At 59.0% G+C, this 15,368-nt stretch carries 15 protein-coding genes and 1 tRNA gene; 11 read left to right on the top strand and 5 right to left on the bottom strand.

All coding sequences use genetic code 11. From position 1 onward, the window contains the following. Positions 1–10: 10 nt before the first annotated feature. Complete coding sequence (pgi, locus tag AB3X39_RS12580) at positions 11–1,657, top strand: glucose-6-phosphate isomerase (protein WP_369417727.1); 1,647 nt, start codon at positions 11–13, stop codon at positions 1,655–1,657. On the opposite strand, the gene AB3X39_RS12575 is transcribed toward pgi, so the two are convergent. Then, a complete protein-coding gene (locus AB3X39_RS12575; RefSeq protein WP_369417726.1) occupies positions 1,644–2,834 on the bottom strand; it encodes a M20 aminoacylase family protein in 1,191 nt (396 codons plus the stop codon). The two genes, pgi and AB3X39_RS12575, sit on opposite strands and share 14 nt — an antisense overlap. 97 nt (positions 2,835–2,931) lie before the next feature. Between AB3X39_RS12575 and AB3X39_RS12570 the strand changes: the two genes are divergently transcribed. Genes AB3X39_RS12570 through ptsP form a run of 4 tightly spaced genes read left to right on the top strand, consistent with a single transcriptional unit; the run spans position 2,932 to position 6,548 of the window. Beyond that, positions 2,932–4,014, top strand: coding sequence for an aminopeptidase (locus AB3X39_RS12570; RefSeq protein WP_369417725.1), 1,083 nt, complete (start codon positions 2,932–2,934; stop codon positions 4,012–4,014). 38 nt (positions 4,015–4,052) lie between these two features. Beyond that, positions 4,053–4,517: a PTS sugar transporter subunit IIA gene (locus AB3X39_RS12565; RefSeq protein WP_369417724.1), complete on the top strand. Its 465-nt coding sequence runs from the start codon at positions 4,053–4,055 to the stop codon at positions 4,515–4,517. Continuing rightward, positions 4,486–4,755 carry an HPr family phosphocarrier protein gene (locus AB3X39_RS12560; RefSeq protein WP_369417723.1) on the top strand — a complete coding sequence of 90 codons (270 nt, stop codon included), beginning with the start codon at positions 4,486–4,488 and terminating at the stop codon, positions 4,753–4,755. The genes AB3X39_RS12565 and AB3X39_RS12560 overlap by 32 nt, the downstream gene beginning before the upstream one ends. Positions 4,756–4,766: 11 nt before the next feature. After that, complete coding sequence (gene ptsP / locus AB3X39_RS12555) at positions 4,767–6,548, top strand: phosphoenolpyruvate--protein phosphotransferase (protein WP_369417722.1); 1,782 nt, start codon at positions 4,767–4,769, stop codon at positions 6,546–6,548. A gap of 34 nt (positions 6,549–6,582) precedes the next feature. On the opposite strand, the gene AB3X39_RS12550 is transcribed toward ptsP, so the two are convergent. Together AB3X39_RS12550 and tldD are read right to left on the bottom strand one after the other, a co-directional pair. Beyond that, entirely contained in the window at positions 6,583–7,680 is a 1,098-nt protein-coding gene (locus AB3X39_RS12550) for a 3-deoxy-7-phosphoheptulonate synthase (RefSeq protein WP_369417721.1), read from the bottom strand. A 180-nt stretch (positions 7,681–7,860) separates the two neighbouring features. Then, a complete protein-coding gene (tldD, locus tag AB3X39_RS12545) occupies positions 7,861–9,324 on the bottom strand; it encodes a metalloprotease TldD (protein ID WP_369417720.1) in 1,464 nt (487 codons plus the stop codon). A gap of 373 nt (positions 9,325–9,697) precedes the next feature. Here tldD and ispB point away from each other — a divergent pair, with 373 nt between their 5' ends. From ispB to proB, 6 genes are all read left to right on the top strand, one after another. Further along, positions 9,698–10,639, top strand: a complete 942-nt coding sequence (gene ispB / locus AB3X39_RS12540) for an octaprenyl diphosphate synthase (RefSeq protein ID WP_369417746.1) — start codon at positions 9,698–9,700, stop codon at positions 10,637–10,639. Positions 10,640–10,658: 19 nt separating this feature from the next. Next, positions 10,659–10,735 (top strand) — tRNA-Pro (locus AB3X39_RS12535). A gap of 133 nt (positions 10,736–10,868) precedes the next feature. Continuing rightward, a complete protein-coding gene (rplU, locus tag AB3X39_RS12530) occupies positions 10,869–11,180 on the top strand; it encodes a 50S ribosomal protein L21 (protein WP_369417719.1) in 312 nt (103 codons plus the stop codon). 44 nt (positions 11,181–11,224) lie between these two features. Continuing rightward, positions 11,225–11,482, top strand: coding sequence for a 50S ribosomal protein L27 (gene rpmA / locus AB3X39_RS12525; protein WP_009453290.1), 258 nt, complete (start codon positions 11,225–11,227; stop codon positions 11,480–11,482). A 110-nt stretch (positions 11,483–11,592) separates the two neighbouring features. Then, complete coding sequence (cgtA, locus tag AB3X39_RS12520) at positions 11,593–12,729, top strand: Obg family GTPase CgtA (protein WP_369417718.1); 1,137 nt, start codon at positions 11,593–11,595, stop codon at positions 12,727–12,729. A gap of 57 nt (positions 12,730–12,786) precedes the next feature. After that, a complete protein-coding gene (proB, locus tag AB3X39_RS12515; RefSeq protein WP_369417717.1) occupies positions 12,787–13,905 on the top strand; it encodes a glutamate 5-kinase in 1,119 nt (372 codons plus the stop codon). 21 nt (positions 13,906–13,926) lie between these two features. On the opposite strand, the gene AB3X39_RS12510 is transcribed toward proB, so the two are convergent. Then, the gene (locus tag AB3X39_RS12510; RefSeq protein WP_369417716.1) at positions 13,927–14,415 is read right to left on the bottom strand and encodes a CPBP family glutamic-type intramembrane protease; all 489 of its coding nucleotides are present in this window, start codon (positions 14,413–14,415) and stop codon (positions 13,927–13,929) included. Positions 14,416–14,503: 88 nt separating this feature from the next. Further along, entirely contained in the window at positions 14,504–15,250 is a 747-nt protein-coding gene (locus AB3X39_RS12505) for a phosphate/phosphite/phosphonate ABC transporter substrate-binding protein (protein ID WP_369417715.1), read from the bottom strand. Positions 15,251–15,368: the final 118 nt, after the last annotated feature.

Genomic DNA, 15,368 nt, shown 5'->3' with positions numbered 1-15,368 from the left:
GGCACTATCCATGGTTACTCACGCGCCACGTTGCGATCAGACGGCCACTTGGGCTGCCTTGCGCCAGCATTTCGACACGCAAGGCCATGCCTTCGATGTGCGTCAAGCCTTCGTCCATGAAACGAAGCGTTTTGAGCGCTTCAGCGTGCAAGCGCCCGAGGTGTTTGCGGATCTGTCCAAGAACCGCTGGGATGGTGACGCTCGCGCGATGTTGGTGCAATTGGCGCGGGAGTGTCAGCTTGAGGCTCGGCGCGATGCCATGCTTGCAGGGGCCGAAAGCAACTTGACCGAAGGTCGCGCTGTTTTGCACACCGCGCTACGCGCCCCGCGTGGTGCTGGCCTGTTCAGCGACGAAGTGCACCGCGTGCTTGACGCCATGTTGACCTATGCCGAGAGCGTGCGGGCCGTGGCGGGGGTGGGTGAGAACGGCTTTACCGATGTGGTGAATATTGGCATCGGCGGCTCGGATCTGGGACCGCAGATGGTGGTGCCAGCGCTGGATGCCTTTGTGCATCCCAAGCTGCGCTTTCACTTTGTCAGCAACGTTGATGGCCATGATCTGGTGCCGGTGCTGCGCAAGCTCCATCCTGCGACCACGCTGTTCATCATCGCCTCGAAGACCTTCACCACCCAAGAAACCATGGCCAATGCGCATGCAGCGCGGGCTTGGTTTGTGGCCAACGGGGGCACCGATGTGGCACGCCATTTTGTGGCGACCACCACCAACCTAGAAACGGCTGCGGCCTTTGGGGTGACCACCACCTTTGGTTTTTGGGACTGGGTGGGGGGGCGTTACTCGCTCTGGAGCGCGATTGGTTTGCCCCTGGCCATTGCGCTGGGCGAGCAGGGTTTTCGGGCTTTGCTGGCTGGTGCACACGCCATGGATCAGCATTTCGCCACCGCACCGCTTGAAGCCAATTTGCCGGTTCAGTTGGGTTTACTGGACATTTGGTATCGCAACTTCCATGGGTTCACGAGTCGATCGCTGGCGCCGTATCACCAAGGCTTGCGTCGTCTGCCGGCCTATTTGCAGCAGATGGAGATGGAATCCAACGGCAAGTGCGTGGATCTGAGTGGCGATGCCTTGCCTTTTGCGACCTCCCCTGTGGTGTGGGGCGAAGCCGGCACCAACGGGCAGCACGCTTACTTTCAGATGCTGCATCAAGGCACCGATGTGATCCCCGTGGAATTCATCGCGGTCAAAACCCCCGATTACGGTCCGGCCCCGTTGCCGCAGACCGTGCGTAACGGTCTGGCCGATCAGCATCGCAAGTTGCTGGCCAACTGCTTGGCCCAGAGCCAAGCGCTGATGCTGGGCAAATCAACCGATGAAGCGCTGGCGGAAAAAGCCCCCACGGCCTCAAAAGCCTTGGATGCACAGACCGTGGCGCGCCATCGCACGTTCCCGGGTAACCGGCCCAGTACCACCTTGGTGCTAGAGGCGCTCACACCGACATCGCTTGGGGCCTTGATTGCGATGTACGAGCACCGCGTTTTCACCAGCGGTGCGATCTGGGGCATCAACAGCTTCGATCAATGGGGGGTAGAGCTTGGCAAGGCGCTGTGCAGCCAGCTGCTGCCGCGTTTGGGCAGTGGCGAGGTCACGGGGTTGGACGGCTCCACGGCAGGCTTGTTAAGCCGTCTCAGATCGGTTTAAGCCACGTTTCGGCCAGTCGTACCCAAAACGTAGCGCCCAGCGGCAGCAGGGTGTCGTTGAAGTCGTAGTTGGGGTTGTGCAGCGTGCATGGCCCCAAGCCGTGGCCGGTGGCGCGGTGGTCACCGTCACCGTTGCCGATCACGAAATAGGCCCCAGGTTTTTCCAGCAAGAAATAGCTGAAGTCTTCAGCCCCCATGGTGGGCTCGAAGACGTGGGTTCGTGCTTCGCCCGCCACGTCCTGCATCACTTGGCGCACAAAGCGTGCTTCATGAGCGTGGTTGATGGTCGGCGGGTAATTGCGCTGAAACTCGAAATCACACTCGGCGCCGAAAGCCGCCACGGTGTGCTCTGCGATTTGGCGCATGCGTGCCTCAATCATGTCGAGCACATCCAGCGTGAAGGTGCGCACTGTGCCTTGAACCACACAGTCGTCTGGCACCACATTGGTGGCTTCGCCGGTATGGATCATCGTGACGGATAAGACGGCGGCGTCCACCGGTTTTTTATTGCGCGTGATGATGCTTTGGAAGGCCTGCACCATCTGGCAGGCGATCAGCACCGGGTCGATGCCGTTGTGCGGCAGGGCGGCGTGCGAGCCTTTGCCTCGGATCTTGATGCGAAACTCGTTGCTCGAAGCCATGCAGGGGCCTTCGCAAACGGCGAAATCCCCTTCCGGCAATCCGGGCCAGTTGTGCATGCCAAAGACTGCATCCATCGGGAAGCGCTCGAACAGGCCGTCTTGCATCATGGCTCGCGCGCCGCCGCCGCCTTCTTCGGCCGGTTGAAAGATCAGGTAGACCGTGCCGTCAAAGTTGCGTTGCAGGGCCATGTAGCGCGCTGCGGCCAGCAGCATGGCGGTGTGACCGTCGTGACCACAGGCATGCATGCGTCCGGGGTGTGTGCTGGCGTGGGCGAACTGGTTGTGTTCGGTCATGGGCAAGGCGTCCATGTCGGCTCGCAGACCGATGGCACGTGTGCTGCTACCGTGGCGCAAGATGCCGACCACGCCAGTGCCGCCCAGACCTCGATATACCGGTATGCCCCATTCGGTCAGCTGGGCTGCGACACGCTCAGCGGTGCGGAATTCCTGAAAGCACAGTTCCGGATGGGCGTGCAAGTCGCGGCGGAAGGCGGTCATTTCCGCAGTGGCATCCGCGATGGCGTCGATTGGCTTCATGCGACGAAACTCCGGTCGGCGTGATTGAGCGTGAGTGGCTGTGAGTGATCGGCTTTGATCATAGCCGGGTGGGAGGGGGACTGTTTAGACTGGTGCCATGAAAAAAAGTCGATCGCGGTGTTGGCGTGCAGTGGTGTGGGTGAGCCTGAGCTTGGGGTTGCTGGGGGGCTTGATGGCAGGTTGCTCATCCACCGGTTATCTGTTGCAGTCCGTACGCGGGCATGTTGGTATCTTGCAAGCAGCAAGGCCGGTGGATGACGTTTTGGCGGATCCTCAGAGCTCATCCAAGCTTCAAGAGCGCCTACGCCTGACGCAACAGATGCGAGACTTTGCTGTTTCCAACTTGGCCTTACCGGATAACGCCAGCTACAGGCGTTATGCCGATCTGGGGCGAAGCGCCGCAGTTTGGAACGTGGTGGCGGCCCCCGAAATTTCGCTGACGCTGACGTCCTCGTGTTTTCCTGTGGTCGGTTGTGTGGGATATCGCGGATTTTTTCAGCGTGAGCAGGCGGACGCTCATGCACAGACGCTGCGTGATCAAGGGTTGGACGTGATGGTGTACGGCGTGCCCGCCTATTCAACCTTGGGCCGATTACCTGGGCGCTACTTTGCTGATCCTTTGCTCAACACGTTTATCAACGACACCCCGGCTGATTTGGCCAAGCTGATTTTCCATGAATTGGCGCATCAAGTGGCCTTTGCCGCTGGGGACACCGTGTTCAACGAATCCTTTGCCACAGCGGTGGAGCGCTTGGGGGTCCAGCGCTGGTTGAGCACGCAAGAAGAAGCAAGTTTTCGGCGCGATTTTGAGCGTTTAGAGCAGCATCGCGCCGAGTTCAGGGCCTTGACGATGCGTTTTCGCACGGAGCTAGAGCAGGTTTTTCAGCGTTCTGGCAGCGATGTTGAAAAACGTCAGCGCAAAGTACAGCTTTACGCCGACATGCGGGCCGAATATCGACGGATCAAGACAGAACGTTGGGGGGGCTATGCCGGGTATGACCGCTGGTTCGAACGGGCTAACAATGCCTCGTTGGCTGTTCTGGCGGCCTACAACACCCAAGTTCCCGCTTTTGAAAGCCTGTTTGAACGGTGTGATCGGGATTTCCCGCGCTTTTACGCCGAGGTCCGGCGCCTAGCGGCCTTGCCCAAGGCGGAGCGGGATGCTTTTTTGGTACGTTGAGGCCTGATGGAGATCATCTTTCCACCTGATAATGCCCCATGGTCCGACTTCTCATCGTTGCCCACGCGCCTCTAGCATCTGCTTTGCAGGATGTTGCTCGACATGTTTTTCCGGAGCCTGTCGTTGCTCTGGAAGCTGTCGATGTGCAGCCACAGCATCGTCCAGAGGACATTGAGGCGGCGGTGCGTGCCGCCCTTGATCGGCATCGTCCCACCAATGCAACGGATCCGGATGAAGCGTTGATCCTGACGGATGTTTTTGGCGCCACCCCTGCCAATGTGGCTCAGAGAGTGGCGGACGGTCAGCATGTCCGGATCTTGGCTGGTGTCAATGTTCCGATGCTGTGGCGGGCGCTCGCTTATGCTGCCTTGCCTTTGGATGAATTGATCAATCGTGCGATGGTGGGCGGAGCCCAAGGGGTCATGCCGATCACGCCAACGCGTCCTCAAAACCAGGTTTTACAACCTAGCCATGATTCAAAGCACCATCACCATCAGCAATAAGCTCGGGCTGCATGCTCGGGCTTCGGCCAAGTTCACCAAGCTGGCGGCCAGTTTCCCCTGCGAAGTCTTCTTGACGCGCAACAGCAGGCGGGTGAATGCCAAGAGCATCATGGGCGTCATGATGTTGGCTGCCGGCATGGGGACTCAAGTCGAGATCGAAACCCATGGCGAGCGTGAGCAAGACGCCATGGATGCTTTGCGCGCCTTGATCGCCGACAAGTTCGGCGAGGGCGAATAGGGAGATTTGCCATGAGCATGCAGATCTTCGGGTTGCACGTTTCGCGGGGTGTCGCCATCGGTCGGGCTGTGCTGGTGGCTTCCAGTCGCATCGACGTGGCGCATTACTTCATCGATGTGACCCAGATCGATGCTGAGATTGCCCGCTTGCGCCAAGCCAGAGATCGGGTTGGGGCCGAGTTGCTGGCGCTGAAGCGAGATTTGCCTGAAGACGCGCCCCAAGAGTTGGCGGCTTTGATGGACGTCCATCTCATGCTGTTGCATGACGAGTCTCTCGAAGAGGCGATTCGACTCTGGATCACGGAGCGGCATTACAACGCTGAGTGGGCGTTAACGGCGCAGCTTGATGTTCTGGTCCGTCAATTTGACGAGATGGAGGACGAGTATCTGCGCGAGCGCAAGGCCGATATTGAGCAGGTGGCTGAGCGCGTGCTCTCGGCGTTGGTGGCGACGCATGAACGCCCCCGTTCGGCGTGGTCTTTGGGTGCCGGTTCGGGCCCTGACGCTGGCACAGAGGGGCCGTTGGTGCTGATTGCCAATGACATCGCTCCGGCCGATATGCTGCATTTCAAGCGCAGTGTTTTTACCGGGTTTGTGACGGACGTGGGCGGGCGGAACTCGCACACGGCCATCGTGGCCCGCAGTCTCGATATTCCGGCCGTGGTGGGTGCGCGCGAGGCCAGTCGGCTGATCCGCCAAGATGACTGGGTGATCATCGACGGTGATGCGGGCTTGGTCATCGTGGATCCCTCGCCGATCGTCTTGGAAGAGTATGTCTTTCGCCAAAGGCAGGGGCGACTGGAGCGTGAGCGACTTTCTCGGATCAAACATCGCTCAGCGGTGACCTTGGATGGCGAACGCGTGACCTTGATGGCGAACATCGAGATGCCTGAAGATGCTCAAAGTGCCTTTGAGGCGGGTGCTGAAGGTGTTGGGCTCTTTCGGAGTGAATTCCTCTTCATGAATCGGGGCGGTCAATTGCCTGATGAAGAAGAGCAATTCGAGGCTTACCGTGCGGTGGTCATGGCGATGAAGGGCATGCCGGTCACGATTCGCACGGTGGATATCGGCGCCGATAAACCCTTGGAACGGCTGTCCAACGCCGAACTGCGCCATGAACATACGCTCAATCCCGCATTGGGCCTACGCGCCATCCGCTGGAGCTTGGCCGATCCAAGCATGTTCCGCCGTCAGGTGCGGGCCATTTTGCGTGCTGCCGTTGACGGTCCTGTGAAGTTGCTGTTCCCGATGATTTCGCGAGCCAGCGAAATTCGCCAAACCCTCGACATTCTCAAGCGTTGCCGTGAGCAACTGCGTGATGCCAAGGTGAATTACGGGGATGTCGAGATTGGCGCCATGATCGAAATTCCGGCGGCCACCATGATCCTGCCGGTTTTTCTACGGCACTTTGATTTCGTGTCACTCGGCACGAATGATCTTATTCAGTACACCTTGGCCATCGATCGTGCAGATGAGGCTGTGGCGCATCTTTACGATCCATGGCATCCAGCCGTCTTGCATCAGATTGAACGCACGATCCGGCTGGCCCGTGAGGCGGGCAAGGGTGTGAGTGTCTGCGGTGAAATGGCCGGCGATCTGGAGTTCACCGACTTGCTGCTGGGCATGGGGTTGCGCAGCTTTAGCATGCATCCGACGCGGGTGCTTTCCGTCAAACAGCGGGTGTTGCGGGCTGATACCAGCCGGTTAGCACGCATGGCGGGCCAGATCATGGAGGCTGAAGAGCCTCGCAGTCTGGCTGCCGTGATGTCGCTGGATGGCGGCGCGGGCATTTGACCACGCGTCGCCATCATGTCCTTCTTGATGGGCTTTAAGCGCGACGGCGGGCTGCGACAGCGTCGCTGAAGATCGCCAAAACGCGCTCTGAATCGTCCCAGCCGATGCAGGCATCGGTGATGCTCTGACCGTAGTTCAGCTGAGCTGGGTCGTCTTTGCCGGCGCTGAACTTTTGTGCACCCGCCACCAAGTGGCTTTCCACCATCACACCGAAGATCGCGCGTTGGCCTTGGGCCATTTGGGCCGCGATGTCTTGGGCGACGTTGACTTGGCGCTCATGCTGTTTGCTGGAGTTGGCGTGCGAGCAGTCGATCATCAAGGATGTTTCGAGCTTGGCGCTTTCCAAGGCTTTGCAAGCTTCGCCCACCGCCGCGGCGTCATAGTTCGGGGCTTTGCCGCCGCGCAGGATCACGTGGCAATCCTTGTTGCCACGCGTTTCGACGATGGCCACTTGGCCATTTTTGTGCACTGAGAGGAAATGGTGCGGGCGTGCTGCCGCTTGGATGGCATCGATGGCGATGCGGGTGTTACCGTCGGTGCCGTTCTTGAAACCGATCGCGGCTGACAAGCCCGAAGCCAATTCACGGTGCACTTGGCTTTCCGTGGTCCGGGCACCAATGGCGCCCCAGCTGATCAGATCGCCGATGTATTGCGGGCTGATGGTGTCGAGGAACTCGCTGCCGGCGGGCATGCCCAAGCGATTGATGTCGATCAGCAACTGGCGGGCCATGCGCAGGCCTTCGTCGATGCGATAGCTCTCATCAAGGTATGGGTCATTGATCAAACCCTTCCAGCCGACGGTGGTGCGGGGTTTTTCGAAGTACACCCGCATGACGATTTCGAGCGTGTCGGCATAACGCTGACGCAGCGGCAGCAGACGGCGAGCGTAGTCGAGCGCCGCAGCCGGGTCATGGATGGAGCACGGACCGATGACGACCAGCAGCCGATCATCTTTCTTTTGCAGAATTTGCCGAATGTGATGCCGTGTCTGGGCCACCAAGGTTTCCACCGCCGTGCCACGGATCGGGAAAAAACGGATCAGGTGTTCGGGAGGGGGCAGGGGGGTCACGTCGCTGATCCTTTCATCGTCGGTCTGCGAGGTCTTGTCCATCAGGCTGTCGGTCGTGTTCATCGGTGAGTTCCGCGAGCGGTGGGGGTTCATAAAAAAACCCGCCGGGTTGGATGCCCGGCGGGTTGGAGATGGTTCGTGTGGGTTTCGATGCGCCTACACGTCTCCGCCGCCGCAGCGGTACGAGAACCAAAAGTAGACAAAAAAGAAAGCCAACAAGCGCATGGGCTTCAATGTAGCACGTCAGGCGGTCCCGCCGACCGTCATGCCGTCGATGCGCAGGGTGGGTTGTCCGACGCCGACGGGGACGCTTTGACCGTCCTTGCCGCAGGTGCCGACACCACTATCGAGCTCAAGATCGTTACCAATCATCGACACCCGGGTGAGGGCATCGGGGCCATTGCCGATGATGGTGGCGCCCTTGACGGGATACAAAATCTTGCCTTTTTCGACCCAATAAGCCTCGCTGGCCGAGAACACGAACTTGCCGCTGGTGATATCCACTTGGCCGCCGCCGAAATTGGTGGCGTACAGGCCCCGATCGATCGAGGCGATGATTTCCTCACGGCTGCGCTCACCCGCCAGCATGTAGGTGTTGGTCATGCGCGGCAGGGGCACGTGGGCATAACTTTCGCGTCGGCCATTGCCGGTGGGTTTGCGGCGTGAGAGTCGGGCATTCATGCTGTCTTGCAGGTAGGTTTTGAGGATGCCGTCCTCAATCAAGACATTGCGCTGGGTGGTGTGTCCTTCATCGTCGATGTTGAGCGAGCCGCGTCGATCGGGCAAGGTGCCGTCATCAAGCACCGTGACACCCTTGGCGGCCACCCGCTGCCCGATCCGACCCGCGAAAGCGCTGGAGCCCTTGCGGTTGAAGTCGCCCTCTAAGCCATGGCCGATGGCTTCATGCAGCAGCACACCGGGCCACCCTGGGCCCAAGACCACGGTCATTTCGCCGGCCGGGGCGGGGCGGCTTTCAAGGTTGGTGAGGGCCGCATCGACAGCTTCCTTGGCGTATTGCTCAAGGACCGCGTCGCGGAAATAGCTGAAATCGAACCGACCACCACCGCCCGAAGAGCCCACCTCGCGGCGGCCGTTTTGTTCGGCGATCACCGTGACCGAGAGGCGCACGAGCGGGCGGATATCCGCTGCCAAGGTCCCATCCGCGCGGGCGATCAGCACGACGTCGTATTCACCAGCCAGTCCAGCCATCACCTGAACCACGCGCGGATCACGTGCTTTGGCGAGCCGCTCGACCCGTTCAAGCAGGGCAACTTTGGCCGTGCTGTCGAGGCTGGGCAGCGGGTCGCGACCGACATAGAGTGAGCGACTCGGAGCAATGCTGCGCACAGGGTTGACCTTGATGCGCCGTGATTGGCCGGCTGCGGCAATGCTGCGTACCGTGCGCGCCGCGTCGAGCAAGGCGGCCTCGGAGATGTCATCCGAGTAGGCAAAGGCAGTCTTCTCACCGCTGATGGCCCGCACGCCCACACCTTGATCAATGCTGAAACTGCCACTTTTGACGATGCCCTCTTCAAGGCTCCAACCTTCGCTGCGGGTGTACTGGAAGTAGAGGTCGGCGTCATCAACCTTGTGAGCCGTGATGGTGTTCAAGGCTCGACGCAGGGCGCTCTCATTGAGACCGAAGGGGGTGAGCAAAAGCTCTTGGGCCGTATGGAGGCGCTCAAGGGTGGGTTCAATGGCAATCATGGCCCGATTCTAGGGGGCGAAGGCCTTGGCTCGTTTTTGAGGGCCCACGATCGACTGGGCAAAAAAAGCCCCTGAAGAGTCAGGGGCTTCGGCGCGACTGGAAAAAGAGTCTTGACTTGGTGTCGCGCCAACCGGGGGGAGATCAATGTGGGAAATTATCCCATTTAAAGGAAAGATTGCAAGGGTGTTTTGCATTATTTTGTGGGTGTAGACGCGTCGCACACCCTTTGATCGGGGTTGAGCGATACCGCATGTTGAGGTGCGGGTTTCTATAATCACCGCTTTCCTTGCGTCACCATGCGCTTGGCCGATCCACTGACAAGCCTCTTCCGTGAACAACGCTGTGCCCGAAACACTGACACCGCTGCAACTGATGGCCGAAGACATGGCGCAAGTTGATGCTGTGATTCGACGCCGACTCGACTCGGAAGTTGCGCTGATCAATCAGATCTCTCACTACATCATCGGGGCCGGAGGCAAACGTTTACGGCCCTTGCTGGTCTTGCTTTGTTCGCGAGCGTTGAACTTCCAGGGCGTGGACCGCTTTGAAATGGCGGCGACCGTGGAATTCATTCACACCGCCACGCTGCTGCACGACGATGTGGTCGATGAGTCGGATCTGCGCCGTGGTCGCAGCACAGCCAATGCGATGTTTGGCAATGCTGCCAGTGTCTTGGTGGGGGATTTCCTCTACTCCCGATCCTTTCAGATGATGGTGTCGGTCAATCGCATGCGCGTTTTGGACGTGTTGGCGGATGCCACCAATGTGATTGCGGAAGGCGAAGTGCTTCAGTTGCTCAACATGCACGACCCAGATGCCACCGTAGAGAGCTATCTACGCGTGATCCGCTACAAGACAGCCAAGCTTTTCGAAGCCAGTGCCCGGCTTGGGGCGGTCTTGGCTGATGTCGCACCTGACGTGGAAGAAGCTTGTGCCACTTATGGGCGCTGCCTAGGTACAGCCTTCCAGTTGGTGGACGATCTGCTCGATTACGAAGGGGCTACCGAGCAGTTGGGCAAGAACGTGGGTGACGATTTGCGTGAGGGTAAGCCCACCTTGCCCCTGTTGTTGGCCATGAGTCGGGGATCTGAAGAAGAGCGGCAACTGATTCGACACGCCATTGAGCATGGTGAAGTGGACCGGTTGCCGCAGATCATCGCCATCGTGAAGGCTACGGGAGCTTTAGAGGCCACGCGTGAAGCGGCGCGGGCCGAGGCGGCCAAGGCCTGCGAGCAGCTTTCTCACTTAGGCCCTTCACAGTTTAAAAATGCTCTGCTACAATTGCCGGCTCTTGCGATAGATCGTTCGTCTTGATCGATTCATTGGTGAGTCACGGGGTGTAGCTTAGCCTGGTAGAGCGCTACGTTCGGGACGTAGAGGCCGGAGGTTCGAATCCTCTCACCCCGACCAATTCAAATGCCTGTACATGCTCAGTGTGTACAGGCATTTCCTTGTGTACTTCGCGTTGCTATTTTTGGCGGCGTGGTACAATCAAAAGCTTGATCCAGCGTTGGCTGGGTCGGTTTCATGTTGAAAGGCTGATATGTACGCGGTCATAAAAACCGGTGGCAAACAGTACAAAGTTGTTGCCGGCGAAAAAATTAAAGTAGAACAGATTGCTGCGGAAGTTGGCCAAGAGGTTGTCATTGATCAAGTTTTGGCTGTCGGTAGCGGCGCTGAACTGAAAATTGGCACGCCCTTGGTTGCAGGCGCATCGGTGACGGCGACGGTGTTGTCGCAAGGTCGGCACGACAAGGTTCGCATCTTCAAGATGCGTCGTCGTAAGCACTACCAGCGCCACCAAGGCCACCGTCAGAACTACACCGAATTGCAAATCAACGTGGTTCAGGCCTAAGACGTTTGACGTCTAGGTTGTTGCTGAATCCAAGGAGCTAGGTCATGGCACAGAAAAAAGGCGGCGGTTCCACGCGGAACGGCCGTGATTCCAAGCCCAAAATGCTGGGCGTGAAGGCGTTTGGTGGCGAAGCCATCAGCGCAGGTTCGATCATCGTGCGTCAGCGCGGTACGCGTTTCCATGCTGGCACCAATGTCGGTATGGGTCGTGATCACACCTTGTTTGCATTGGTCGATGGGACGGTGTCCTTCGACGTTAAGGGTTCACAGAACCGCAAGACGGTCTTCATCACACCGCTTTGAGCCGTGTCTGACTGAAGCACCAAGCCCCGGCTCGCCGGGGCTTTTTTGCTTTCGACAGATTCAAGGTCGGCGTGAGAGGGCTTTCAGGCCGGGTCGATTCAGGAGAAGTCATGAAATTCGTTGACGAAGTGGTGATCGATATCGCCGCTGGCAATGGTGGCAGTGGTTGTGCGAGCTTTCGTCGCGAGAAGTGCATTCCGTTCGGCGGCCCCAATGGGGGCGATGGTGGCCGAGGTGGGCATGTCTACGCTGTCGGCGACATCAATCTGAACACGCTGGTCGATTTTCGCTACACGCGTCGCCATGAGGCTCGCAATGGCGAGCAAGGTCGGGGTTCGGATCAGTTCGGTGCGGCGGGGCCTGACGTGGTGCTGCACATGCCCGTGGGCACGATCATTGCCGATGCAGAAACCGGGGATATTCTGGCCGAGCTGCTGGTCCCGGGTGAACAGATCATGCTCGCCAAGGGCGGCGATGGCGGTTTTGGTAACTTGCATTACAAGACCAGCACCAATCGGGCTCCGCGTCAAAAAACGCCCGGCTGGCCCGGTGAGCACAAGACCTTGCGCCTTGAGTTGCGTGTGCTGGCCGATGTGGGCCTGCTGGGCATGCCCAATGCCGGCAAATCGACCCTGATTGCGGCCATCTCGAACGCCCGGCCCAAGATCGCCGACTATCCCTTCACCACGCTCTATCCCAATCTTGGGGTGGTTCGCGTTGGACCAAGCCAGAGCTTTGTCGTGGCCGATGTGCCTGGTTTGATTGAAGGTGCGGCCGAAGGCGCGGGTTTGGGGCATCAGTTTTTGCGCCATTTGCAACGCACCCGCGTGTTGTTGCACATGGTCGATATGGCGCCGTTTGATGACAGCATTGATCCGGTGGCCCAAGCGCGCGCCATCGTGGGCGAGCTTAAAAAGTACGACAAGGCGCTGTTTGAAAAACCGCGTTGGTTGGTGCTGAACAAGCTGGACATGGTGCCGGTCGAGCAGCGCGCCGCGTTGGTCAAACAGTTTGTGCGGCGTTTGCGTTGGAAGGGGCCAGTGTTTGAGATTTCCGCCTTGACCCGCGAAGGTTGCGAGCCGTTGATCCGAGCCATCTACAACCATGTCGCCTCGCTCAAGGTGCCGGTGGTGGAAGTTCCGGACGTGCGCTTCATGCCTGAAGCCACGGTGGTTCCCGCCTCTGCATCGGTCCCAGCCAGCCTAGATCTGAACGACGATCCGCGTTTTCGCGTGGATCCCGCCTGATCGACTGAGTTTGCGCCTTGTTCTGAATCACTGATCGTTCTGCCTCATTTCTGTCTCATGAGTGACATCCTGATCCAAGCCCGCCGTATCGTGGTCAAGGTGGGTTCCAGTCTGGTGACCAATGAAGGGCGCGGCTTGGATGCCGACGCCATCAACGGTTGGTGTGTTCAGCTGGCCGAACTGGTTCGGCAAGGGCGCGAGGTGGTGATGGTGTCTTCAGGCGCCATTGCTGAAGGCATGAAGCGCCTTGGTTGGACGACCCGACCCAAGGAGCTGCATGAGCTTCAGGCCGCCGCTGCGGTGGGGCAGATGGGGTTGGCACAGATCTACGAAACGCGCCTGCGTGAACAAGGGCTGGGCAGCGCCCAAGTCTTGTTGACGCACGCCGATTTGGCGGATCGCGAGCGTTACCTCAACGCGCGTTCGACCTTGTTGACCTTGCTCGGCTTGGGTGTGATCCCGGTGATCAACGAAAACGACACGGTGGTCAACGACGAGATCAAGTTTGGCGACAACGACACCTTGGGTGCGTTGGTGGCCAATTTGGTCGATGCCGATGCGCTGGTGATCCTGACCGATCAAAAAGGCTTGTATTCAGCGGATCCGCGCAAGGACCCCAACGCGCGCTTTATCCATGAAGCCCAAGCCGGTGATCCTGAGCTGGAGTTGATGGCCGGTGGCGCCGGCTCCAGCATTGGTCGCGGCGGCATGATCACCAAGATTTTGGCGGCCAAGCGCGCGGCAGGCAGTGGTGCCAGCACCGTGATCGCTTGGGGACGTGAACCGAGCGCCTTGCTGCGTTTGGTGGCGGGTGAGTCGATTGGCACGCTCTTGGTGGCGACCACCGCCAAGGTGGCCGCACGCAAGCAGTGGATGGCCGATCACCTGCAACTCAAGGGGGCGGTGCTGGTCGATGACGGTGCGGCGCTCAAATTGCGCGCCGAAGGCAAAAGCTTGCTGCCGATCGGTGTGATTGATGTGCAGGGTGAATTTGCCCGGGGGGATGTGATTGCGGTGCGCTCGGCCAATGGGGTGGATATTGCACGGGGTTTGGCCAATTACGCCGCCAGCGAAACCCGGCTTATTTCGCGCAAACCCTCCTCGCAAATCGAAGGTTTGTTGGGCTACGCCAACGAACCCGAATTGATTCACCGCGATAACTTGGTGTTGTGCTGAGCCGCTGACGTTTGTCGTACCTCAAGGCCGCATCAGGAACGATGCGGCCCAAAGGCTGACGTTGAACCAGAGGTGGAGCATGACGGGGACGCGTAAGCGACCGCTCCACTCAAAGCTGAGACCGAGCAGCAACGACACCGGCAAAACAGCCAAAGCGGCTGGCGCTGGATGGCGCCACAGATGCATCAAGGCAAAGATCACGCCCGTGATCAAATTGGCGCTGGTCAGGCTAAGCCAAGGCAACCTAGCCACCGGCATCCAACGCCACTGACCCCAATAACGTTGGGCCAAGGCCACTTGCAAGCCACCTCGGAACACAATTTCCTCAGCCGTTGCTGCCAAGACCAACAGGGGTAGGTCCCGCAGGGGATCTGATGTGGGTAAGCCGAAACCGTACGATGCCACCAGCCAAGCGATACCGGGCGATGCCACCGTGCAACCGAGCAACAATTGTTGCCAAGCTGCACTGCGAAAAGCACGGGAGTGGTGAAGGATACGATCGCGAATCATGCCCACAGCTTACGGGCCCAGAGGTGGCGCGTAGCTTACGCCGCGACATCACGGCCGTTTCATCGTGGGTCTTGATCGTGTCTTTTTGTCAGATCACACCCGCTTGTTGCATCAAGCGTCTTGCGGGTTCAAGGTCGGCGACATCAATGGCTTCTAGGGCACTGAATCCCAAATCCGTCAAAACATTTTTCCCTTTGGGATCGGTATTCATGCCGACCAAAATCTGGCGAATTTGTTCAGCTTGATCGGCCCACTCAGGGCTGATGCAGAAGCAGTGGAACGCCGTGCCGTCACGAGTTTCACCCACGACCTCCAAGTCCGCCTTGGTGGTTGCCGACAGACCGCGCCATGTTTCGTTGAAGACAAAACCAGCATGCGCCTCACCCTTGAGCACGGCTTGGGCGGCCTTGGGGTGCGTGCCGACAAACTGGTAGCGCACGCGCGAAGGATCCAAACCGATGCCGGGCAGAAGCGTTTGTCCCAGCGGGTGAACGATCAGTTTGTCGGTGGCAGAGGCGATCACCACCTCGCCATCCGCTGGAATGGGGCGATCTTTGCGAACCACCATCAGGGTTTCGTCGCGCAAACCCACCACACGGGCGACGGGAATATGGCCCTTCTTGGCCGCGAAGATCAACGCGGAATAGGGGTTGGCGTAAACCACTTGAACGTCGTTGTCGAGCACTTGCTGGCGCTCGACCAGAAAGCTATCTGCCGGTTCAAAGTGGATGCCGCAGGCCATCATGCGTTGCAAGTAGGTGTTCAGGGCGAACCAACCGAACAGATTCTTGGCCGTGTCATGAGGACAAACGGATAAACGAAAACGTGCAGCCATGAAGGAATACTCCCGAGAAGAACAGGCACCAAATCAGGCTGAGATGATATTGGTGTCGTCTGCCCATGGTCTGGTGAGTTCTGCAAGCGTTTGCAAAATCTTGCCGCTTTAAAAATAT

The sequence above is a fragment of the Leptothrix ochracea genome (assembly GCF_041083635.1).
Classification (GTDB): Bacteria; Pseudomonadota; Gammaproteobacteria; order Burkholderiales; family Burkholderiaceae_C; genus Sphaerotilus; species Sphaerotilus ochraceus.
The sequence above is the reverse complement of the archived record's forward strand: the minus strand, read 5'-3'. Positions and strand labels throughout refer to the sequence as shown.